Origin of the sequence: Stenotrophomonas sp. CCNWLW57, from assembly GCF_037203925.1 — a bacterium.
Lineage (GTDB): Bacteria > Pseudomonadota > Gammaproteobacteria > Xanthomonadales > Xanthomonadaceae > Stenotrophomonas > Stenotrophomonas rhizophila_A.
Window position 1 is genome coordinate 231,610 of record NZ_JBBCBJ010000002.1, and the last position, 21,844, is coordinate 253,453.

24 protein-coding genes are annotated in these 21,844 nt (G+C 65.7%); 11 read left to right on the top strand and 13 right to left on the bottom strand.

The window, feature by feature from the left end; genetic code table 11:
- Positions 1–30 precede the first annotated feature (30 nt).
- Entirely contained in the window at positions 31–576 is a 546-nt protein-coding gene (locus V9K91_RS05845) for a GNAT family N-acetyltransferase (RefSeq protein WP_336443327.1), read from the bottom strand.
- Between the two features lie 94 nt (positions 577–670).
- Positions 671–1,495 carry a glycine zipper 2TM domain-containing protein gene (locus V9K91_RS05850; RefSeq protein WP_336443326.1) on the bottom strand — a complete coding sequence of 275 codons (825 nt, stop codon included), beginning with the start codon at positions 1,493–1,495 and terminating at the stop codon, positions 671–673.
- A 161-nt stretch (positions 1,496–1,656) separates the two neighbouring features.
- Here V9K91_RS05850 and V9K91_RS05855 point away from each other — a divergent pair, with 161 nt between their 5' ends.
- Positions 1,657–1,878, top strand: a complete 222-nt coding sequence (locus V9K91_RS05855; RefSeq protein ID WP_068853007.1) for a DUF6116 family protein — start codon at positions 1,657–1,659, stop codon at positions 1,876–1,878.
- The gene (locus tag V9K91_RS05860; protein WP_336443325.1) at positions 1,875–2,639 is read left to right on the top strand and encodes a TatD family hydrolase; all 765 of its coding nucleotides are present in this window, start codon (positions 1,875–1,877) and stop codon (positions 2,637–2,639) included. Before V9K91_RS05855 ends, V9K91_RS05860 begins: the two co-directional genes overlap by 4 nt.
- A 59-nt stretch (positions 2,640–2,698) precedes the next feature.
- Here V9K91_RS05860 and V9K91_RS05865 read toward each other — a convergent pair whose 3' ends face one another.
- On the bottom strand, positions 2,699–3,490 hold the full coding sequence (locus tag V9K91_RS05865) for a tRNA threonylcarbamoyladenosine dehydratase (protein WP_095362880.1): 792 nt from the start codon (positions 3,488–3,490) through the stop codon (positions 2,699–2,701).
- Positions 3,491–3,584: 94 nt separating this feature from the next.
- Here V9K91_RS05865 and V9K91_RS05870 point away from each other — a divergent pair, with 94 nt between their 5' ends.
- Together V9K91_RS05870 and V9K91_RS05875 are read left to right on the top strand one after the other, a co-directional pair.
- Positions 3,585–4,022, top strand: a complete 438-nt coding sequence (locus tag V9K91_RS05870) for a cytochrome c (RefSeq protein ID WP_095362767.1) — start codon at positions 3,585–3,587, stop codon at positions 4,020–4,022.
- Positions 4,023–4,143: 121 nt separating this feature from the next.
- Positions 4,144–4,638 (top strand): glycine zipper 2TM domain-containing protein, encoded by a 495-nt coding sequence (locus tag V9K91_RS05875; protein WP_068853017.1) that lies wholly within the window; start codon positions 4,144–4,146, stop codon positions 4,636–4,638.
- A gap of 85 nt (positions 4,639–4,723) precedes the next feature.
- Here V9K91_RS05875 and V9K91_RS05880 read toward each other — a convergent pair whose 3' ends face one another.
- Positions 4,724–4,927 carry a cold-shock protein gene (locus V9K91_RS05880; protein WP_184126650.1) on the bottom strand — a complete coding sequence of 68 codons (204 nt, stop codon included), beginning with the start codon at positions 4,925–4,927 and terminating at the stop codon, positions 4,724–4,726.
- 230 nt (positions 4,928–5,157) lie between these two features.
- Here V9K91_RS05880 and V9K91_RS05885 point away from each other — a divergent pair, with 230 nt between their 5' ends.
- Together V9K91_RS05885 and V9K91_RS05890 are read left to right on the top strand one after the other, a co-directional pair.
- Entirely contained in the window at positions 5,158–5,643 is a 486-nt protein-coding gene (locus V9K91_RS05885) for a DUF456 domain-containing protein (protein ID WP_336443324.1), read from the top strand.
- A 140-nt stretch (positions 5,644–5,783) separates the two neighbouring features.
- Complete coding sequence (locus V9K91_RS05890) at positions 5,784–6,941, top strand: phospholipase A (RefSeq protein WP_336443323.1); 1,158 nt, start codon at positions 5,784–5,786, stop codon at positions 6,939–6,941.
- A gap of 40 nt (positions 6,942–6,981) precedes the next feature.
- Here V9K91_RS05890 and V9K91_RS05895 read toward each other — a convergent pair whose 3' ends face one another.
- Positions 6,982–7,617, bottom strand: a complete 636-nt coding sequence (locus V9K91_RS05895; RefSeq protein WP_336443322.1) for a glutathione S-transferase family protein — start codon at positions 7,615–7,617, stop codon at positions 6,982–6,984.
- Positions 7,618–7,707: 90 nt separating this feature from the next.
- Positions 7,708–9,225 carry a fumarate hydratase gene (locus V9K91_RS05900; protein ID WP_068853024.1) on the bottom strand — a complete coding sequence of 506 codons (1,518 nt, stop codon included), beginning with the start codon at positions 9,223–9,225 and terminating at the stop codon, positions 7,708–7,710.
- A 190-nt stretch (positions 9,226–9,415) separates the two neighbouring features.
- Between V9K91_RS05900 and V9K91_RS05905 the strand changes: the two genes are divergently transcribed.
- Both V9K91_RS05905 and V9K91_RS05910 read left to right on the top strand, forming a co-directional pair.
- Positions 9,416–11,287, top strand: coding sequence for an ABC transporter ATP-binding protein (locus tag V9K91_RS05905; RefSeq protein WP_336443321.1), 1,872 nt, complete (start codon positions 9,416–9,418; stop codon positions 11,285–11,287).
- Between the two features lie 71 nt (positions 11,288–11,358).
- Positions 11,359–12,138, top strand: a complete 780-nt coding sequence (locus V9K91_RS05910; RefSeq protein WP_068853026.1) for a ferredoxin--NADP reductase — start codon at positions 11,359–11,361, stop codon at positions 12,136–12,138.
- Positions 12,139–12,142: 4 nt separating this feature from the next.
- Here V9K91_RS05910 and V9K91_RS05915 read toward each other — a convergent pair whose 3' ends face one another.
- Positions 12,143–12,625 (bottom strand): glutathione peroxidase, encoded by a 483-nt coding sequence (locus tag V9K91_RS05915; RefSeq protein ID WP_336443320.1) that lies wholly within the window; start codon positions 12,623–12,625, stop codon positions 12,143–12,145.
- Between the two features lie 124 nt (positions 12,626–12,749).
- Here V9K91_RS05915 and V9K91_RS05920 point away from each other — a divergent pair, with 124 nt between their 5' ends.
- Positions 12,750–14,915: a M3 family metallopeptidase gene (locus V9K91_RS05920; RefSeq protein ID WP_095362775.1), complete on the top strand. Its 2,166-nt coding sequence runs from the start codon at positions 12,750–12,752 to the stop codon at positions 14,913–14,915.
- A 142-nt stretch (positions 14,916–15,057) separates the two neighbouring features.
- Here V9K91_RS05920 and cfa read toward each other — a convergent pair whose 3' ends face one another.
- The 3 genes from cfa to V9K91_RS05935 all read right to left on the bottom strand — a co-directional run bounded on the left by cfa (position 15,058) and on the right by V9K91_RS05935 (position 17,410).
- Positions 15,058–16,176, bottom strand: coding sequence for a cyclopropane fatty acyl phospholipid synthase (gene cfa, locus V9K91_RS05925; RefSeq protein ID WP_336443319.1), 1,119 nt, complete (start codon positions 16,174–16,176; stop codon positions 15,058–15,060).
- A gap of 12 nt (positions 16,177–16,188) precedes the next feature.
- Complete coding sequence (locus V9K91_RS05930; protein ID WP_336443318.1) at positions 16,189–17,049, bottom strand: DUF4163 domain-containing protein; 861 nt, start codon at positions 17,047–17,049, stop codon at positions 16,189–16,191.
- A 61-nt stretch (positions 17,050–17,110) separates the two neighbouring features.
- On the bottom strand, positions 17,111–17,410 hold the full coding sequence (locus V9K91_RS05935; RefSeq protein WP_336443317.1) for a GNAT family N-acetyltransferase: 300 nt from the start codon (positions 17,408–17,410) through the stop codon (positions 17,111–17,113).
- Between the two features lie 212 nt (positions 17,411–17,622).
- Between V9K91_RS05935 and V9K91_RS05940 the strand changes: the two genes are divergently transcribed.
- Positions 17,623–17,799 (top strand): hypothetical protein, encoded by a 177-nt coding sequence (locus V9K91_RS05940; protein WP_184126639.1) that lies wholly within the window; start codon positions 17,623–17,625, stop codon positions 17,797–17,799.
- Positions 17,800–17,837: 38 nt separating this feature from the next.
- On the opposite strand, the gene V9K91_RS05945 is transcribed toward V9K91_RS05940, so the two are convergent.
- Positions 17,838–18,461, bottom strand: a complete 624-nt coding sequence (locus V9K91_RS05945; RefSeq protein WP_095362777.1) for a rhomboid family intramembrane serine protease — start codon at positions 18,459–18,461, stop codon at positions 17,838–17,840.
- Between the two features lie 8 nt (positions 18,462–18,469).
- Complete coding sequence (locus V9K91_RS05950) at positions 18,470–20,032, bottom strand: oligopeptide:H+ symporter (RefSeq protein WP_068853049.1); 1,563 nt, start codon at positions 20,030–20,032, stop codon at positions 18,470–18,472.
- 221 nt (positions 20,033–20,253) lie between these two features.
- On the opposite strand from V9K91_RS05950, the gene V9K91_RS05955 reads away from it, so the two are divergent.
- Positions 20,254–21,042 carry an endonuclease/exonuclease/phosphatase family protein gene (locus tag V9K91_RS05955; RefSeq protein WP_249832779.1) on the top strand — a complete coding sequence of 263 codons (789 nt, stop codon included), beginning with the start codon at positions 20,254–20,256 and terminating at the stop codon, positions 21,040–21,042.
- 56 nt (positions 21,043–21,098) lie between these two features.
- Here the strand turns inward: V9K91_RS05955 and V9K91_RS05960 are convergent, their stop codons facing one another.
- Positions 21,099–21,710 (bottom strand): superoxide dismutase, encoded by a 612-nt coding sequence (locus tag V9K91_RS05960; protein ID WP_068854701.1) that lies wholly within the window; start codon positions 21,708–21,710, stop codon positions 21,099–21,101.
- Positions 21,711–21,844: the final 134 nt, after the last annotated feature.

The following is a 21,844-nucleotide window of genomic DNA, read 5'->3' on the forward strand; positions in this document are numbered from 1 at the left end:
GTTAAGCGGAATTAACCTCTTCCGTCCCCGTTAGACAGTCCCCGTTCGATGCCACTGGTGGCGCGACTGCCCCCAGATCTCGATCGGCTTGCCGTCGTGCGGCGGCGGCAGCTCGCCCATGCGCAGCAGCGTGCTGCCGAGCTTGCGCGCGACGGCCTTGGAGTTCTCATTGGCCGCATCGATGGTGTGGATCACCTCGTCCCAGCCGAGCGTGTCGAACGCCCAGTCGATGGCCGCCACCGCCGCCTCCGGTGCGTAGCCCCTTCCCCAGCTGGCGTGGCGGATGCTCCAGCCGACTTCGGTCCCAGGCCAGTCCAGCGGTTGCCACGGCCCCATGCGCCCCACCCAGTCGCCGCTGCTCTTCTCGATCACCGAGAACATCGAGAAGCCATACAGGTGCCAACTGCCCACCAGGCAGCTGAAACTGCGCCAGGCCTGGGACGGCGCCTGCACGCCGCCGAGGTGCTGCATCACCTGCGGATCGGTGCAGAACTGCAGGAAGGCGTCGAAGTCCTCCGCGCGTGGCGGGCGCAGGATCAACCGGTCGGTTTCCAGGCGCAGATCGAAAATGCTCATGGGGTACCCCGTTGGTAAGCCGGGTGCCATCTTCGCAGAACGAAAGAGGCCGGCAAGATGCCGGCCTCTTCGTACGTACTGAACAGCGCCCCGATTACTGGCGCGCGGTATCCAGCGCGGCGGTCTGGGTGACCAGCTGGCCGTCGACGACCGGCAGGCGGTCGCTGCTGGGCTTGTTGGCCATCTTGACGGTCTTTTCAACGCCGTCGTAGCGGTAGGTCACGTTGTAGCCGGTGACGTTGCTGGTGGTGCCCATGGCGATGCGGTTGCCCGGCTTGCTGGCCATGCGCATGGTGCCGGTGGTGCCGTCTTCATTACGGTAGGTCACGTTGTAGCCGGTGACCTTGGTCGATTCGGAGGTGGCCGTTTCGGTGTGGCACTGGCGCTCGGTGCGGTTGACCACGCGGCCACCGACGTGGCGCTTGTCCACCTGGTTGCCGATCACGCCGCCAGCAACGGCGCCGGCGGCGGTGGCGGCCTTGCGGCCATTGCCGCCGCCCACCTGGTTGCCCAGCAGGCCGCCGATGACGGCGCCGGCCACGGTGCCGCCGACATTGCCGTCGCGCTCGGGCAGGCGTTCCTGCACCACCACGTCGTTGCAGACCTCGTGCGGGGTCTGGGTGGTGGAGGTCTCACGCACCGGCTCGGTGCCGATCACGGTGGCGTAGGCCTTCTCTTTCTGGGTCAACGGATCGACCTTCACCACGTCGGCGTATTCCAGCCGGCCGGCCTTGTCCACGGCGAGATCGTCGGTGCGCGCACCATCGTCGGCAAGCGGCGTGGTGTCCAGGCTCGGGCGGGTCTGTGCGGCGGTAACCGGGTCGGTGGAGCTACCGCTTTTCATGAAGGCGGCGGTGGCGATGCCCCCGACCAGCAGGGCGCCTGCAGCGACCAGGACAGTAGTAGTTGTGCTTTTCATATCCGACTCCCTGCGGGCGATCCGCAACGTTCTTGATGCGGATTCCAGCATGCGAACCCTGAACGGTATCTCCACATGACGCTTACGGCCCGCCTCCCCATTCAGGTTCTGTCGTCGCAGGGCTCGTGATAGCGTTTACACCACTTGTCGAGGAGAGTGCGATGCCCGGTCCCCTGCTGCTACCTGTCATGAAATGGGCACGCGGACTGCGTTACCCCACGCTGTTCAAGATCACCGCGGCGCTGTTCGCCGTAACGCTGTTCATTCCAGACCCGATTCCTTTCGTGGATGAAATCCTGTTCGGGCTGGGCACGCTGCTGCTGGCCAACTGGAAGCGCCGCAGCGACACCCTGCCGCCGCGCCTGGACCGGCGCGACGCGTGAGCCTGATCGACAGCCACTGCCACCTGGACGCGGACGAATTCGATCACGACCGCGCCCAGGTGATCGCCCGTGCGCAGGCGGCAGGTGTTCGAACACAGGTGGTGCCCGCGGTGACCGCCGCCAGCTGGCCCAAGCTGCGTGAGACCTGCCAGCTGGCCGACGGGCTGTATCCGGCATATGGGCTGCACCCCATGTTCCTGGATCAGCATCGCCCGGAGCACCTGGACCAGCTGCGCGAGTGGATCGCCCGCGAGCAGCCGTGTGCGGTGGGCGAGTGCGGACTGGATTTCTTCGTGGAAGGCCTGGATGCCGAACGGCAGCAGTTTTACTTCGACGGGCAGTTGCGAATCGCGCGCGAGTTCGACCTGCCGGTGATCGTGCACGCGCGCCGCGCCGTGGATGCGGTGATCGCCGCCATCAAACAGGTGGGCGGCCTTCGCGGGGTGATCCACAGTTTTCCCGGCAGCCCGGAACAGGCCGCGCAGCTGCACAAACTGGGTTTCCTGGTCGGCCTGGGCGGTCCGCTGACCTATGACCGCGCCCAGCGCCTGCAGCGACTGGTAGCGCAGCTGCCCCTAGAGCAGCTGCTGCTGGAAACCGATGCGCCCGACCAGCCGGACGCCGGCATCCGCGGCGAGCGCAATGAGCCGGCACGATTGACGGTGATTGCAGAAACCGTGGCGAAGTTGCGCGGAGAAACGGTGGAGGCCATTGCCGACCAGACCTCCGCCAACGCACGCCGGCTGTTCGCCCTCCCGTAGAGCCACGCCCTGCGTGGCCGCGCGGTGTCCGGCGAAAAGCAGCCACGCGGGGCGTGGCTCTACGACTTCTTCTTCAGCAGCATCTCCAACGCCTTGCCCACTGCCGCGAACGCGAACGCGCCGGTGATATGCGTGGCTGCGCCCAGCCCGGCGCCGCAGTCGAGCTTCAACGCGGCATCGGCACCCAGCTGTGGGCGTACCCCGCACACGCTGCCATCGGCCTGCGGGTACTTCACGTTTTCCAGCGAATACACCGCCGGCACGCCGAAGTAGCGCGAGGCGTTCTTCGGGAAGTTGAAATCGCTGCGCAGCTTCTTGCGGATCAGGGCCAGCATGGCGTCGTGCTCGGTGCGCGAGACGTCACGGATGCGCACCAGGGTCGGGTCGGTACGGCCACCGGCCGCGCCCACGGTGAGGATGGGCAGCTTGCGGCGGCGGCACCAGGCAATGGTTTCCACCTTGACCCGGAAGCTGTCGCAGGCGTCGATGACCAGGTCGAAGTCGCGGTCGAGCAGCTCGACCATGTTCGACACGGTCAGGAACGAGGCAACCGCATCAACGCTGATGTCCGGGTTGATCGCCACGCAGCGCTCGGCCATTGCCTCGGCCTTGTTGCGCCCGTACTGCCCGGCCAGCGCTGGCAGCTGGCGGTTGGTGTTGGACACGCAGATGTCGTCGGCGTCGATCAGGGTCAGGTGCCCCACCGCCGTGCGCGCCAGCGCTTCCACTACCCACGAGCCCACCCCGCCCATGCCGACCACCGCCACCCGGCGCTGCGACAGCTGGTCCACGGTGCCCACCCCATACAACCGGTCGATGCCGGCAAAGCGTTCGCGCAATACGTCGTTCATGCCGCCCATTTTAGACGGCCCAGCGCCCGCCACGTACGTTCGTGATGCGGCCAGCGGTAGGATGCAGCGAGCCACCCACAAGGAAGCCACCCGCATGAATGCCCCCGTCCCCACCCGCCGCCCGTCCGCCGCTTACCGCTATCTGTTTGTCGCAGGCCTGGGGCTGGTGATCGGCCTGGTCGCCACCGTGATGGTGTCCCGCGCGATCCAGGCCCGCCAGGACCCGTTCCCCGGCAGCCTGATGCACGTGATGGAGCGCCAGGTGGCGCTGTTGCGCGATGCGCAGGCGCAGAACCGCTGCAGCCTGGCCGACAGCGTGCCGCGCCTGCAGACGCTGCGCTCGCTGTCCAACGACCTGGACCTTGCGTTCCCCGACCTGAAGGACAGTGCGCAGTTCCAGCAGCACGCCAGCGGCCTGCGCGCCACGCTCAACACCGCGCTGGCCGCGCCGCCGACCGACTGCGTGGCCATGGGCCAGCTGGTCGAGAAGATCCAGACCGACTGCAAGGCCTGCCACCAGGATTTCCGCTGATTCATCTGGCAGCCACGAAGCGGTGGCCGGATTGGCACCCTGTTCACGCGGGACAGGACAGGATCTGCGCCATGCGCCCCAGACGCATTCACGACCACCCCTTCTGGCCAGGAGAACCACCATGAAGATCCAACTCATTGCTGCCGCCGCCGTCGCTACCGTCGCGCTGGCCGGCTGTGCCACCACCTCGCCTGGCTACGGCGGCGGCTACAACAACAACGGCTACAACAACGGCTATAACAACAGCGGCAACTACAACACCAACCGCTGCGCCGATTGCGGCATCGTGACCCGCATCAACCAGGTGGCCTCCGGCCGAACGGCACCGAGCGCCACCGGCGCGATCCTGGGCGGCCTGGTCGGCGCCGTGGCCGGCCATGAGATCTCCGACCACACCGGCGGCAGCAAGGGCAACCAGAACATCGCCGCCGCTGCGGGCGCGGTGGGCGGTGCGCTTGCCGGCAACCAGATCCAGAAGAACGTGACCAGCGATACCTTCGACATCACCGTGCGCATGGACGACGGCCGCACCGTAGTGGTCAACCAGCGTGACCTCGGCGGGATCCGCGAGAACACCTACGTACGCGTGGTCAACGGTCGCGTGGTCCTGCGCTGACCCACTACACCGCTGCAGCGTGAAAGCAAAGGGCCCGCTTGCGCGGGCCCTTTCCATGTTCCGATCAGACCGGAGCAGTGCGCGCTTAGAGCGGGCGCACCTTGTCGGCCTGCAGGCCCTTCTGGCCCTGGGTCACTTCAAACTCGACCGCTTGGCCTTCCTTGAGGCTCTTGAAGCCTTGGGATTCGATTGCACGGAAGTGTACGAACACGTCCTCACCGCTTTCACGGCTGATGAAACCGAAACCCTTCGCGTCATTGAACCACTTGACGGTGCCCTTCTCTGCCATCTTCCTTACTCCCTGACTGTCTTGTAGTTGGTTACGCCTTGTGGGCGGCTGACAAGCAAGGGGGAAGCGAGGTGCATCGATGGAGCGGATCGGAAGATCTACCATCATCAGGCCACGATCCACGGTGACCTTGCCAAGCTCAGCGTCTGCAACTTAACCCGGGCAAAATGAAAAAGCAACTGGCTTATTTCACGTATGTCAACCCCAAATAGACAACCATACTGGACAGCATGGACCCTTCATTCATCTTTTACCTGATCGCCGTGGTGCTGGTCCTGGTCGGTATCGCCGGCATCATCCTGCCCGCCCTGCCCGGGATCCCGCTGGTCTTCGCCGGTCTGCTGGTGGCGGCCTGGGGCGACGGCTTCGTGCATGTGGGCTGGGTACCGCTGACAGTGCTAGGCCTGCTGACGCTGACCTCCTTCGCCGTGGACGTGTTGGCCACGGTAGTGGGCGCCAAGCGGGTCGGGGCCAGCCGCAAGGCGCTGTGGGGTACGTTCATCGGCAGCATCGTCGGCTTGTTCTTCATGCCGATCGGCCTGTTCGCCGGACCACTGGCCGGCGCGTTGCTCGGCGAGTACTGGCATACGCGCGAACTGGGCCGGTCCACCAAGGTGGGGTTGGGTACCTGGCTGGGCATCCTGCTGGGGTTCGCGCTCAAGCTGGCGCTGGTGATCGCGATGCTGGGCATCTTCGCGTTCGCCTGGTTCTTCTGAGCCCGGCCAGCTTCACGTTGCGCGCACGGGGGACACCGGCATAAACGCGCTGATCCCGTCAGCGCGTCGCGTTGCGCTGGCGGGAACGTCGGGCAGCCGCCACACTGTCCGCGCTCCCCTCCATTCATCGGCCCGCCTCCATGACCCACCGCCCACGTTCGGCCCTGTTCTCTGCCTTGGCGCTGGCCAGCGCCAGCCTGCCGCTGGCCGCCCAGGAAGCCGCGCCGACGCCGGCATCGCCTGAAGCCTGCGCGCTGGTAGGCACCGACGTGGCCCGCCTGGCCTGCTACGACAAGCTGTTCCGGCCCACGGTGGAAACCACCCAGGCGGCCGATGCCGCTGCCACCGCCGCCAAGCAGGAGCGTCGCGAAGAGCGCCAGGCGGCGCGTACGCCCGAGGCCCCGGCCACCGAACGGGTCAAGCAGCGGCTGGGCGAGGTGTTCAAGAACGATGGCCATGATTCCGCGCTGGCCAATGCCGGCAAGGGTTCGCTGCTGGACAGCCGCTGGGAACTGGCGCAGGACTCCAAGCTGGGGGCGTTCCAGCTGCGCGCCTACAAGCCGGTGTACCTGCTGCCCGCGTTCTGGACCAGCGACAAGAACCAGATGCCGCACTCGCCCAACCCGGAGAACACGGTGACCACGCCACAGCAGCTGGACAGCAACGAGCTGAAGTTCCAGCTGAGCTTCAAGACCAAGGTCTGGGAGAACGTGTTCGGCGACAACGGCGACATCTGGGCCGGGTATACCCAGAGCTCGCGCTGGCAGGCCTACAACGCCGACAACTCGCGCCCGTTCCGCGAAACCAATTACGAGCCGGAGATCATGATGGTCTTCCGCAACGGCTATTCCATCGGCGGCTGGCGCGGGCGCATGAGCGGGCTCAGCCTCACCCACATGTCCAACGGCCGCGCCGACCCGCTGTCGCGCAGCTGGAACCGGGTGATCGCCAACATCGGCCTGGACCGCGAAAACTGGGCGCTGGTGCTGCGCCCGTGGTACCGCCTGCCCGAAGACCGTGAAGACGACAACAACCCGGACATCGAGGATTACATGGGCCGCGGCGACGCGACCCTGACCTGGAACCGCAACGGCCACGAAGTTTCGCTGATGGCGCGGCATTCACTGCGCGGTGGCGACCGTTCGCACGGGGCGCTGCAGCTGGATTACGGCTTCCCGATCAGCAACCTGCTGCGCGGGCATGTGCAGATCTTCGATGGGTACGGCGAAAGCATGATCGATTACAACCACAAGGCGACCTACATCGGCCTGGGTGTGTCGTTGCTGGAGTGGTACTGACGCTGCGCCGCAGCCACGCCGGGCGCGGCGCTACGCGGTATCACCGCCAGTCGGTGATGCCTTCGCGGCGGTAGGCTTCGGCGAACGCCGGGCGCGCTTTGATGCGCTCTGCGTAGGCCTTCAGTTCCGGCCAGGTATCGCTGGGGCGCGGCATGTTGCGTGACCAGCGCATCAGCATCACCAGCATGAAATCGACCACGCTGATGCGTTCGCCCAGCACGTACGGCCCCGCCTGCTGCAGGTGCTCGGCGAACCGTGTCCACCCCGCTTCCAGCTGCTGGCGCGCGCCCTCGCGTACCGCGTCCACGTTGTCCGCACCGGCCACTTCATCGGCATAGAACCACGCGCGATACGCCGGCTGCAGGGTGTTGGCGCACCAGAACATCCACCGGTAGGCCTGTGCACGCTCGGGCGTGCCCGGCGCCGGCAGCAGCCCCGCCTGCGGGTGCAGGTCGGCCAGGTGCAGGGCGATCGCCGCCGCTTCGGTCAGGACCTGGCTGCCCATCACCAGCGTGGGCACGCGACCGGCCGGGTTGAGGGCCAGGTAATCGGCCGATTTCTGCTCGCGGGTATCGAAATCGAGCAGCACCAGTTTGTGCTCGATGCCCAGTTCGATCAGCAGCCAATGCACTACCAGCGAGGCGGTGCTGGAGGATCCGTACAACGTGGTGGCCATGCGCGGGGACCTGCAGTTGGGAAGGCCCTGATTATGCGCGCGCCGGTAGAACGAACAACGGCGCCCAGAAGCGCCGTTGTTCAAGAAGCATCAGGCCACGACCACCGGGATCCTGCCGATCTTCGCCTGCCATTCGCGCGGGCCGGTGATGTGCACCGATTCACCCGTGGAATCCACCGCCACGGTCACCGGCATGTCCTGCACGGTGAATTCGTAGATCGCTTCCATGCCCAGGTCGGCAAAGCCGACCACCTTGGCCGCCTTGATCGCCTTGGACACCAGGTAGGCAGAACCGCCCACCGCCATCAGGTAAGCCGACTTGTTATCACGGATCGCCTCGATCGCGGCCGGGCCGCGCTCGGCCTTGCCGACCATGCCCAGCAGGCCGGTCTGTTCCAGCACCTGGCGGGTGAACTTGTCCATGCGGGTGGCGGTGGTCGGGCCGGCCGGGCCCACCACTTCCTCGCGCACCGGATCGACCGGGCCCACGTAATAGATGAAGCGGCCCTTGAGGTCGACCGGCAGCGGCTCGCCCTTGTTGAGCATGTCCACCATGCGCTTGTGCGCGGCATCGCGGCCGGTGAGCAGCTTGCCGTTGAGCAGCAGGGTCTGGCCCGGCTTCCAGCTGGCCACGTCTTCCGGGGTGATGGTATCCAGGTCGACGCGGGTGCCCTTGGAGGCGTCGTAGGTGATCTGCGGCCAGTCTTCCAGCGACGGCGGGTCCAGCATCACCGGGCCGCTCCCGTCCAGGGTGAAGTGGGCGTGGCGGGTGGCGGCGCAGTTGGGGATCATCGCCACCGGCAGGTTGGCCGCGTGGGTCGGGAAGTCCTTGACCTTGATGTCCAGCACCGTGGTCAGGCCGCCCAGGCCCTGTGCGCCGATGCCCAGCGCGTTGACCTTGTCGTACAGCTCCAGGCGCAGTTCTTCGGCGCGGTTCGAGGCGCCACGGGCCTTGAGTTCGTTGATGTCGATCGGCTCCATCAGCGATTCCTTGGCCAGCAGCATCGCCTTTTCCGCAGTGCCACCGATGCCGATGCCGAGCATGCCCGGCGGGCACCAGCCCGCGCCCATGGTCGGCACGGTCTTGAGCACCCAGTCGACGATGGAGTCGGACGGGTTGAGCATGGCGAACTTGCTCTTGGCTTCGGAGCCGCCGCCCTTGGCCGCCACGATCACGTCCACGGTGTCGCCCGGCACGATCTTCATGTTGACCACGCCCGGGGTGTTGTCCTTCGTATTGACGCGCTTGCCGGCCGGATCGGCCAGCACCGAGGCGCGCAGCTTGTTGTCCGGGTGGTTGTACGCGCGGCGCACGCCTTCATTGGCCATGTCTTCCAGGCTCATGGTGGCGTCGTCCCAGCGCACGTTCATGCCCACTTCCAGGAACACGGTGACGATGCCGGTGTCCTGGCAGATCGGCCGATGGCCTTCGGCGCACATGCGGGAATTGATCAGGATCTGGGCCATCGCTTCCTTCGCGGCCGGCGACTCCTCGCGCTCGTAGGCGGCGGTGAGGCTCTTGATGTAGTCGACCGGGTGGTAGTACGAGATGTACTGCAGCGCGTCGGCGATGGACTGGATGAGGTCTTCCTGCTTGATCGATGTCACGTAATGCTCGCTTGCTCGGGGCTGGCGGGGGTAAGCCCACCATTTTAGCGCCCCGGCCCGGCGGTGGTGGGAATCACTCCCGACAACTGCGCCGGGCCCTGTCACAACAGGCAATCCGGGCCCGTCATAGGATGACGCCCCCCTTTGGTAAACAACCGGGCTTCACGGCGATCGCAGGCACAATGGGGCCATGCCCGCCTCCCCCGCCGCCGGCGCTTCCGGCCCGAAGAATCCCAGCCTGCGCGAACGCTTCCAGGCGATGCGCAACCTGCCCCCGTTCCTGCGCCAGGTCTGGCAGACCAGCCCGGCACTGGCCAGCGCCAGCCTGGGGCTGCGCGTCATCCGTGCGCTGCTGCCGGTGGCGATGCTGTACGTGGGCAAGCTCATCATCGATGCGGCGCTGCTGCTGAGCCGGCACGAGGCCGGCTTCCCGCCGTTCGCTGAAGCGCTGTACAGCGGCCTGCTCAATCCCCTGCTGGGCCTGCTGGCGCTGGAATTCGGCCTGGCCATCGCCTCGGACCTGCTCGGCCGCATCGTCAGCTACGCCGACACCCTGCTCTCAGAGCTGTTCACCAACGTCACCAGCGTGCGCCTGATGGAACACGCGGCAGAACTGGACCTGGAAGACTTCGAGGACCCGGACCTGCAGGACAAGCTGGACCGCGCCCGGCGCCAGACCATGGGCCGGATGAACCTGATGAGCCAGCTGTTCGGCCAGGTCCAGGACGCCATCACCGTGGCCAGCCTGGCGGTGGGCCTGCTGGTCTACGCGCCGTGGTTGATCCTGCTGCTGGGCGTGGCACTGGTGCCGGCGTTCATCGGCGAATCGCACTTCAACGCGGCCGGCTACAGCCTCAACTTCCAGTGGACCCCCGAGCGCCGCCAGCTGGATTACCTGCGCCAGATCGGTGCCAGCGTGGAAACCGCCAAGGAGGTGAAGATCTTCAACCTCCACCGCTTCCTGATCGACCGCTACCGGTTCCTGGCCGACAAGTTCTTCCGCGCCAACCGCGCGCTGGCGCGCAAACGCGCGTTCTGGGGCACCCTGCTGGCCGCCCTGGGTACGCTCGGCTACTACACCGCCTATGCCTACATCGCCTGGCGCACGGTGCGCGGCGACTTCTCCATCGGCGACCTGACCTTCCTGGCCGGCAGCTTCCTGCGCCTGCGCCAGCTGCTGGAAGGCCTGCTGATCGGCTTTTCGCAGGTGGCCAGCCAGGCGCTGTACCTGGACGATCTGTTCTCGTTCTTCCAGATCCAGCCGGAAATCCATTCGCGCCCGGACGCGGTGCCGGTGCCGCAGCCGATCACCCAGGGCTTCGTGTTCGAGAACGTGGGCTTCCAGTATCCCGACGCGGAAAGCTGGGCGGTTCGCCATCTGGATTTCGAGCTGCGCGCGGGCGAAGTGCTGGCCCTGGTCGGCGAGAACGGCGCCGGCAAGACCACGCTGGTGAAGCTGCTGGCGCGGCTGTACGACCCGGACGAAGGCCGCATCCTGCTCGACGGCCGCGACCTGCGCGACTACGACCTGGATGACCTGCGCGCCAACATGGGGGTGATCTTCCAGGACTTCGTGCGCTACAACCTCAGTGCCGGCGAGAACATCGGGGTGGGCCTGGTCGAAGCGATGACCGACGATGCGCGCATCCGCGACGCCGCGCGCCGTGGCATGGCCGAAGATGTGATCGCCGGGCTGCCGCAGGGCTACGAGCAGCTGATCGGGCGCCGCTTCAAGCAGGGCGTGGACCTGTCCGGCGGCCAGTGGCAGAAGATCGCCATCGCCCGCGCCTACATGCGCGATGCGCAGGTGATGATCCTGGACGAACCCACTGCCGCGCTGGATGCGCGCGCCGAATTCGAGGTGTTCCAGCGCTTCAAGGAGCTGTCCGACAACCGCACCGCGGTGCTGATCTCGCACCGGTTCTCCTCGGTGCGCATGGCCGACCGGATCCTGGTGCTGGCCGGTGGGCGGATCGAGGCCAGTGGCACCCACGCCCAGCTGATGGCGCAGGGAGGCCGCTACGCCGAGCTGTTCGAACTGCAGGCAGCGGGATATCGCTGAACGGGGTTCAATGAGAATTTATCTCATTTGAGATAAACTGGGCGGGACAACACAGATCAGACCCCCTCCCCATGTCTTCCGCTTTCGGCGCCGAAACGGTGCTTGAGGTCCGTCACTGGACCGACGCCTACTTCAGCTTCACCACGACCCGCGACAGCGGTTTCCGCTTCGAGAACGGCCAGTTCGTGATGATCGGCCTGGAAACCGAAGCGCGGCCGCTGCTGCGTGCGTATTCCATCGCCAGCGCGAACTGGGAAGAGAACCTGGAATTCTTCAGCATCAAGGTCCAGGACGGCCCGCTGACCTCGCGCCTGCAGCACATCAAGCCGGGCGACAAGGTGCTGGTTGGCAAGAAGCCCACCGGCACCCTGCTGATCAGCGACCTGCACCCGGGCAAGCACCTGTACCTGCTGGGCACCGGCACCGGCCTGGCGCCGTGGCTGTCGGTGATCAAGGACCCGGAAACCTACGAGCGCTTCGACAAGGTGATCCTGACCCACGGCGTGCGCTACGAAAAGGACCTGGCCTACCGCGAGCTGTTCGAGAAGGAACTGCGCGAGCATGAGTTCCTGGGCGAGATGATCGGCGACAAGCTGCTCTACTACCCGGCGGTGACCCGCGAACCGTTCCCGAACCAGGGCCGGCTGACCTCGCTGATGGAAAGCGGCGAGATGCAGCGCACCCTGGGCCTGCCCGAACTGAGCCCGGAAAACGACCGCGCCATGATCTGCGGCAGCCCGCAGATGCTGGCCGACCTGCGCAGCGTGCTGGACGCCCGTGGCTTCCAGACCTCCCCGCGGATCGGTACGCCCGGCCACTACGTGTTCGAGCGCGCGTTCGTCGAAAAGTAAATGACTACTCCAGCGCGGCTTCGATATCGCCGCGCAGGTTTTCCGGTTTGTCCGTGGGGGCGTAGCGTTCGAGCACCTTGCCATCACGGCCGACCAGGAACTTGCTGAAGTTCCATTTGATCGCGCCGATGCCCAGCAGGCCGGACTTCTCGGCCTTGAGCCATTTCCACAGCGGGTGCGCGCCATCCCCGTTGACCTCGATCTTCTCCGAGAGCGGGAAGTCCACCTCATAGGTCAGCGAGCAGAAACTGCGGATCTCGTCCGCGTTGCCGGGTTCCTGGTGGCCGAACTGGTCGCACGGAAACCCGATCACCACCAGGCCCTGGTCGCGATATTCACGCCACACCTCCTCCAGGCCCTTGTACTGGGGCGTGAAGCCGCATTTGCTGGCTACGTTTACCAGCAGCAGCGCCTTGCCACGGTACTGGCCAAGGTCCTGCTGCTGGCCGTCCAGGTCCACGAACGAGAAATCGAAGGCGGTGGTCATGGTCGTGCTCCAGGGAGGGGTGTGGCCATTGTATCGATACGACCACCGCACATGCCTTTCGACACAAGCCCCCACCCCTCACCCCGGGTTAACCTCGGGCACTTGTCTGACCGGAGATTACCCCTTGACCACCCGCCTTGCCCTTGCCGTCGCCGTGACCCTCGGCCTTGCCCTGCCCGCCTATTCCGCCGTTGCCGCCGCGCCTGCGGCCAGCGCTGCCCAGCAGGCCAACCCGTTCTTCGCCGACAGCACCCTGCCGCTGCACTACCCGCAGTTCGACAAGATCAAGGACAGCGACTTCGCCCCCGCCTTCGATGCCGGCATGGCCCAGCAGCTGAAGGAAGTGGAGGCCATCGCCAACAACAAGGCCAAGCCGACCTTCGACAACACCCTCATCGCCCTGGAAAAGAGCGGTGACACCCTCGACCGTGCGACCACCGTGTTCTTCAGCCTGGTCGGCGCCGATACCAACGATGCGCGCAAGAAGCTGCAGGCCGACTACTCGGCAAAGTTCGCCGCGCACAGCGATGCGATCGCGCTGAACGGCAAGCTGTTCGCCCGCATCCAGGCCCTGTATGACACCCGCAACCAGCTCGGCCTGGACGCCGAAGGCGTGCGCCTGGTCGAGAAGTACTACGAGAGCTACGTGCGCGCCGGCGCCAAGCTCAATGACGCCGACAAGACCAAGCTCAAGGAAATGAACGCCGAGCTGGCCAACCTGGGCACCAAGTTCAGCCAGAACGTGCAGAACGAAGTGAACGCCTCGGCCGTGATCGTCGACGACGTCAAGCAGCTGGACGGCCTGTCGGCCGAACAGATCGCTGCCGCCTCCGAAGCGGCCAAGGCCCGCAAGCTGGACGGCAAGTACGTCATCGCCCTGCTCAACACCACCGGCCAGCCGCCGCTGACCAACCTGGCCAACCGCGACCTGCGCAAGAAGATCTACGATGCCTCGGTCACCCGTGGCAGCCGCGGTGGCGAGTTCGACAACACCGCGTTGGTCGCGCGCATCATGCAGCTGCGCGCCGACAAGGCCAAGCTGATGGGCTTTGAGAACTTCGCTGCCTACAACCTGACCAACCAGACCGCCAAGACCCCCGAAGCGGTCAACGCCATGCTCGGCCAGCTCGCCCCGGCTGCGGTCGCCAATGCCAAGCGCGAAGCGGCCGACCTGCAGGCGATGATCGACAAGGAACAGAAGGCCGCCGGCAAGAAGAGCTTCCAGCTCGAGGCATGGGACTGGGCCTACTACAGCGAGAAGGTGCGCCAGGCCAAGTACAACTTCGACGAATCCCAGCTCAAGCCGTACTTCGAGCTGAAGAACGTGCTGGAAAACGGCGTGTTCTTCGCCGCCAACCAGGAATACGGCCTGACCTTCAAGCAGCGCACCGACCTGCCGGTTTACCACGACGACGTGACCGTCTACGACGTGTTCGACGCCGATGGCAGCCAGCTGGCGATCTTCATCTTCGACCCGTACGCACGCGCGTCCAAGCGTGGCGGTGCGTGGATGAACTCCTATGTGTCGCAGTCCAAGCTGACCGGCTTCAAGCCGGTGGTGGCCAACCACCTCAACATTCCCAAGCCGCCGGCCGGCCAGCCGACCCTGCTGACCTGGGATGAAGTGACCACCACCTTCCACGAATTCGGCCACGCCCTGCACGGCATGTTCTCGAACGTGAAGTACCCCTACTTCTCGGGCACCTCGGTGCCGCGTGACTTCGTCGAGTTCCCCTCGCAGGTCAACGAGATGTGGTCGGACAACCCGCTCATCCTGAAGAACTACGCCAAGCACTACCAGAACGGCACCGCGATGCCGCAGGCGCTGCTGGACAAGGTGATCGCCGCGGCCAAGTTCAACCAGGGCTTTGCCACCACCGAGTACCTGGGTGCGGCCATGCTGGACCAGCGCTGGCACCAGATCGGCCCGGACCAGGTGCCGGCCGCCAAGGACGTGATGGCCTTCGAGCGCGCGGCGCTGGAGAAGGACGGCATCTACTACGCGCCGGTACCGCCGCGCTACAAGACCCCGTACTTCAGCCACATCATGGGCGGCTACTCGGCCGGCTACTACGCCTACATCTGGTCGGAAGTGCTCGACGCCAACACCCAGAAGTGGTTCCGCGACAACGGCGGCCTGAGCCGCAAGAACGGCGACCACTTCCGCGAAACCCTGTTGTCCAAGGGCGGCAGCGTGGATGCGATGCAGCTGTTCCAGAACTTCGCCGGCCACGAACCGCAGATCGAGCCGCTGCTGGAAAAGCGTGGGCTGGTTCCGGAAAAGAAGTAACGCGCCTGTAAGTCATAACCGCCCGGCAGATGCCGGGCGGTTTTTTTTTGCTTCGTCAGGTTCATCGCGGACACGCATGGCGTGCCCCTACGTAGCGACATGCCATGCATGTCCTTGGCCATGCCACACCGTTCGCGTGTGATCACCTCGGTGCGACATACCCGCCCGGCACGCCGTTCGGCGACAGCACCAGCTGCCACAGCTGGGCGTGCCGGCAGCGGAAGCTGGCCATCGAGCCGGCCAGGTAGAACCGCCACATGCGCTTGAAGCGTTCGTCGTAGCGTTGCGGGTCCAGCCGTGGCCACGCCGCTTCCACGTTGGCTCGCCATGCCTGCAGGGTGCGGTCGTAGTCGGCGCCGAAACTGTGCCAGTCCTCCAGCACGAACAGGCCTTCATAGGCGGCAGTGATCTGCGCCGCCGACGGCAGCATCGAGTTGGGGAAGATGTAGCGCGCGATCCACGGGTCGGTGCGGTGGCGCGAGAGATTGCTGCCGATGCTGTGCAGCAGGAACAACCCGTCCGCTGCCAAGCAACGCCGCGCCATCTCGAAATAGCTGCGGTAGTTCTTGTCGCCCACGTGCTCGAACATGCCTACCGACAGGATCGCGTCAAAGGTCTCGTCGACATCGTGGTAGTCCTGCAGACGGATCTCGATCGGCAGCCCGGCGCACAGCTCACGTGCGTACTCGGCCTGCTCCTGCGAGATGGTGATGCCCACGCCGGAGACGCCGTAGCGTTCGGCGGCGAACTTCAGCGCCTCGCCCCAGCCGCAGCCGATGTCGAGCACGCGTTGGCCAGGGCGCAGCCGGAGCTTTCGGCAGATCAGGTCGAGCTTGGCTTCCTGCGCGGTGTCCAGATCGTCCGCGCCCGCCCAGTACCCACAACTGTAGACCAGCCGCTTGCCCAGCATCGCGCCGTAAAGATCGTTGCCCAGATCGTAATGGCGACGGCCCACCTCGAGGTTGCCGCCGCCGGACTGCAGGTTGAACAGCCGGGCCCTGAGCGCGTCACCCAGTTCGCGCCAGCCGTGCACGCGTTCATCCAGGTGCGCCTGCATCAGGTGCAGCAGGAACCCGTCCAGCGAGGCCGCGTCCCATTGCCCGTCCATGTAGCTTTCGCCCAGGCCGAGCGACCCGTGCGCGATCACGCGCGCGTAGAAGTGCGGGTCGTGCACCTGGATGTCGTGCGGACGCTCACCATCAACGGTGACATCCGCTTCGTGCAGCAACTCGATCACCCGTCGTTGCAGCCCCCCGTCCACGGTCGCCCTCCACTAGCCCTTGGCGAACAGCGCGGCGTAGGCCGGGGCCACGTGCGGTGCCAGCACGGCGGCGGGCACGTCCACGGTCTGGGTGCCATCCGAGTACGGGCCCACCTGGTACGGCGGAAACACGAAACGCACCGCGGTGATCAGCCCATTGGGGTCGGTCATCGGCTGGAACTGGCTGAAATTCTCGGCGCTGGCCCCGGTGCCGTCGGCGATCATGCGGCTGGCGCTGCGCAGCGATTCCTGCAGCTGGCCCGGGTCCATGTCCTCGCTGCTCAGCCGGGTCGCCACGCGCTCCTTGAGCTGGTCGGCGATGTAGTCGCTGACCACGCCCCAACCCTTGGTGTCGGCAATCAGCTTGTCGGCGGTGAGCATGGTCTGCGTTTCCGGCAGCCACACAAAACGCGCCACCAGCGGTTCGCCATGGGCACCGCCGGTATAACGGCTGCCGTCGGCGCTGATCACCACCAGCTGCGGGGTCTCCAGCACCTTTTCGAAACTCAGCGACAGCTCGTAGGGCATGGTCGGCTTGTCGTTGCCCAGGCCGTCCACGGCCTGCTGCAGTTCAGCGCGCGCCGCCGTGGCGTAGTCCGACAGCGCCTTGGCCAGCCCGGGGAAGCGGTTCACGTCCTGCGGGTAGCTGATGCCCACCACCGCCTGCGGGGTGTTTTCAATGACGTCACGCAGCTCCAGCGGCGCTTCGACGGCGGCCTGCGGCGCGGTGGCATCCGGCTGTGCGGTGGTGGTGTCGGTTGCCGGTGCGACAGCGGGATCCGCCTCGCGCTTGCAGCCGGCCAGCAGCACCAGCCCCACGGCCAACGCCAGCGCGCCGGTACGCAGCGCGCGGCGGTTTCCTGCGATGTTCATTGCAATCCCCTTGTTGAAACCCAGCATGATGATCCTTCGTCCGTGAAAAAAACTGTGCCTGCTACGCCAGCAGGTCGTCGTACTCGGTGTGCCGTTGGAAGAACTGCTCGGCGTAGGCACACGCCGGCACCACCTTGTACTTGTTGTCGCGCGCGTAGCGCAGGGCGACCTTGGTCAGTTCCCCGGCGATGCCCCTGCCGGCAATGGCCTCGGGAACCTCGGTATGGGTAATGACCATCCGCTTCCGCTTGATCTGGTAATCCAGCAGCGCCAGATACCCCTGGATCCGGGCCTGGAACCGGTGGCGGGCCAGATCGTGCTCCACCTCGTACGCCAATCCGGGCGGGGTGACCGAAGCCATGGGCGGTGTCTCCTGCGGCGACTGTCGCGATAGTGCGCAGCGTAGCGCCATGATCGCGTGAAGCCTGAACAGGGGCAACAGGCGACGCATTTGGTCACATAAGGTCCTAAAGTCCGCCCGATTCAAGCCGATATCGGTTTCGGACAGGCCGCAAAAGCTGGCACGCGTTTTGCGACACCTGTCTGCCCCATCCGTGTCCCAAGGAGTGTCACATGGACCATGCACCCGACTTCACCCAGCCCGGCGACGCCGACAGCTCGCTGCTGGAAGGCCTGTTCCAGCTGGCCCTGAACGGCCAGACCCAGGGGTCGGAGTTCGACCTGATCGACCACGAGGTCTACGCCCGCCTGCTCAGCACCTACGGTACCGACCAGCGTTTCGCTGCTTGATGGAGCGTCACGACCAACGGTCGTGACCGCTTCCCGCTTCAGCCGCCCAGGCTGAAGCGCGGGTTGCTCAACTCGCGCAGGAAGTGGTCGAAGATCGCCGGGCGCATCGCCAGCATGAAGATCACGCCGAACGCGGCACCGGCCAGGTGCGCGCTGTGGTTGATGCGGTCACCGCCCTTGCGGTCCATCCAGATGCTGTAGCCGACGTAGAACGCGGCATAGATGATCGCCGGCGCCGGGATGAAGAACACGAAGATGATGCTCCACGGGCTGATCAGGATGAAGGCGAACAGCACCGCCGACACCGCGCCCGACGCGCCCAGGCTCATGTAGTTCGGGTTCTTCTGGTTCTTCAGGTAGCTGGGCAGGATCGACACCACCAGCGCACCCAGGTAGAACGCCGGGTACGTGAGGTAGCTGCCGGTGAGGTTGACCATCACCGACTCGATCTGGCCGCCGAAGAAGAACAGCGTGATCATGTTGAACGCCAGGTGCGCCAGGTCCGCGTGGATGAACCCGTAGGTCACCAGGCGGTCGTACTGGCGCTTGCGGTCCACCGCCGGCGGCCACAGGATCAGGCGGTCGGCCAGCGCACGGTTCTTGAACGCCATCCACGAAACCAGGACGGTGATGGCGATCAGCAGCAGGTTCACGGGGGTCATGGCGGTACTCAGGCAGCGCGGTAGTTGTCGACCATACGATAGCGCTTGGCATACCAACCGAAGGCCAACGCCGCCACGAAGGCGAAGCCGGCGAAGAAGAACATCAGGAACGCGGCCTCGCTGAGCCCGGTACTGGCGATCTGGTGGGTCACCGTGTCGTTGCGCACTGCCGCGTTGGACAGCAGCACCCACAGGTTGCCGATGGTGGTGGTGAGGTTCCAGAAGCTCATCACCACGCCCTTCATCGCCTGCGGCGCCTGGCTGTAGGCGAACTCCAGGCCGGTTGCCGAGACCAGCACCTCACCGAAGGTGAGCAGCGCATACGGCAGCATCTGCCAGAAGATGGACATGACGTTGCCGCCATCCATCATCACCTGGATGCCGCCGACCACGATCCAGGCCAGGCCGCTGAAGGCGATGCCGGCGGTCATGCGGCGCAGCGCGGTCGGCTCGAAGCCGAAGCGGCGCAGGGCCGGGTACAGCACCAGGTTGTTGAACGGAATCAGGATCATCACCAGCAGCGGGTTCAGCGCCTGCATCTGCGAGGCGGTGAACCAGGACGGCATGGCCATCTGCTGGCCCTGCAGCACCCAGGTGGACGCCTTCTGGTCGAACAGCGAGAAGAACGGCGTGGTCAGCGCGAAGATCACCAGCACGCGCAGCACCGAACGCACGCCCTCCACGGCCTCGGCCGGGTGCACCGCGCGGGCGCGGTCGAGCTGGATCCAGGTGCCGCCGCCCACGCCGGCCAGCACCAGCACCAGCGCGATGCACAGGCAGATCACGATGCCCAGGCTGCCGACCAGACCCATAGAGGCCACCGCCAGCACCGCGCCCAAGATGGCCAGGGTAAGACCCGGACGGCCCTTGCCCGGCACCTGCGCGGTCAGCGCGGTACGCACCACGTTGCCGAACGAATGCGGGTCCTTGGGCGGCAGCGGCACCAGCACGTAGCGCTTGCGGCCCAGCCAGAACACGAAGGTGGCCACGAACATCAGGATGCCGGGGATGCCGAACGCCCACTGCGGGCCGAGGTTCTTCAACGCCAGCGGGATCAGCAGCGAGGCGAACAGCGAGCCGAAATTGATGATCCAGTAGAACGCGTCGAAGACGATCTTGGCCAGGTGCTTGTTGCTCTGGTCGAACTGGTCGCCCATGAACGAGGCCACCAGCGGCTTGATGCCACCGGCACCCAGCGCGATCAGGCCCAGGCCCAGGAAGAAGCCCTCGCGGCTGTTCTCGAACAGCGCCAGGCACGCGTGGCCGGCGCAATAGATCAGGCTGAACCAGAGGATGGTGTGGTACTTGCCGAAGAACTTGTCGGCCAGCCAGCCGCCCAGCAGCGGGAAGAAGTACACGCCGATCATGAAGCTGTGCATGATGTCCTTGGCCTCGCCGGCCCGGCCATCGGCCGTGATCTCCTGCAGCAGCAGCGAGGTGATCAGGAACTGCACCAGGATGTTGCGCATCCCATAGAAGCTGAACCGCTCGCAGGCCTCATTGCCGATGATGTACGGAATCTGGCGCGGCATGCTTCCCTTGCCAGCGCTGGCGGCTGCGGTCGTGCTCATTCTATGGGGCTGTCCTGCGGGTTCAAAGGGCGCAAGGTTACCGGAAGGGCCACGGCGGCGCACGTTGCGGCCGAACGTGACAACGCCGCCGCGCAATGGCAGGCATCTGAAATCCGTTGACGGAAGTCACGGCACGTCGACGGACCAAGCGTAAACTTATCGTTATGCGCCTCCTCCCCACGGTTGTCGCAGGACGCTGGCACGGCTGGTTCCTGCTCCTGTTGTTGACCACTCCCGCGCTCCCGGCTGCCGCCCGGCAGAGCGAGGCGCCGCCACGCCTGCTCAGGATCGCCACACTGGAACTGCCGGCGGCCGACGAGGCCCAATGGGAGCAGCGCCGCGACCAGCTGCTGCAGGTGCTGGAAGGCCTGCAGCCGGACGTGATCGCCGTGCAGCGGGTGCTGCAGACCAAAGGCGGCAACCCCGCCTGCTGGCTGGCCACCCGCCTGCGCTACAGCTGCGACTTCGTCACCGCCGACCCGCCCAGCCAGCCGCTGCGCCACGGCAGTGCCATGCTCAGCCGGCTGCCGGTGGCCGAAGACGGGGTCACCCTGCTCCATCCGCCGGGCCGGTTCAGTGCGGCGGGCATGCTGCGGGTGAACCTGCAGGACGAGCAGGTCAACATCTATGTCGCGCGGCTGCGCCCGGACCCGGACGAAGCGCTGGTGCGAAAGCACCAGACCAGCGACCTGATGACCTGGATCGGCGCTACCTCGGATGGCCTGCCATCGTTGATTGCAGGCGACTTCTCGGCTGACACCGATGAACTGGTGCGCAGCTCGCCCGGCTTCCAGCCGGCGCGCAAGAATCCCGGCGAGCGCGTCGACCCGCCGTCGGCAGCCGGGATCGCGGGTGGCCATGGGCTGGATGTACTGTTCCAGGTAAGCCACTTCGCCGGGCAAGGCCTGCAACCGCTGAAACTGCCCGCACTGGAAGGCACCGATATCGGCGCCCTGCGCCTGGGCATCATTGCCACCCTGAGGCTCCAGGGCGAAGCCCAGGCCCGGTAAACGAAAAGGCCAGGCATTTCTGCCTGGCCTTTCCGGTATCCAGTTCAACGCTGGAATCAGGCGATGGCTTCCTGGTAACGACGCTCGACTTCCTTCCAGTCGACGACGTTGAAGAACGCGCCGATGTATTCCGGGCGACGGTTCTGGTACTTCAGGTAGTACGCGTGTTCCCACACGTCCAGGCCCAGGATCGGCGTGTTGCCTTCCATCAACGGGCTGTCCTGGTTGCCGGTGCTTTCCACTACCAGCTTCTTGTCCGGGGTCACACTCAGCCACGCCCAGCCGCTGCCGAAACGGGTCAGCGCCGCCTTGGTGAAGGCTTCCTTGAACTTCTCGAAACCGCCCAGCTGGGCGTCGATTGCCTTGCCGACGTCGCCAGTCGGGGTACCGCCGGCGTCGGGCGCCATCACGGTCCAGAACAGGGTGTGGTTGGCGTGCCCGCCACCGTTGTTGCGCACCGGGCCCTGCAGGTTTTCCGGCAGCGACTTGAGCTTCTTGACCAGCTCCTCAACCGGCAGGTCGGCGTATTCGGTGCCTTCCAGTGCCGCGTTGACGTTGTTGATGTAGGTCTGGTGGTGCTTGGTGTGGTGGATTTCCATCGTGGCCGCATCAATGTGCGGCTCAAGCGCGTCGTAGGCGTAGGACAGCTTGGGGAGGGTGTAGGCCATGTGGTTCTCCTGGTAGCTCACTCGCCCGGCGAAGACCGGGCGTTGCGAAGTCGATGATGGGGATGGCCGCCAAGCTTACCAACCCCCACGTAAAGGAAACTTCGTTTGGCTACGCTACATTAACCCCGTCCCCC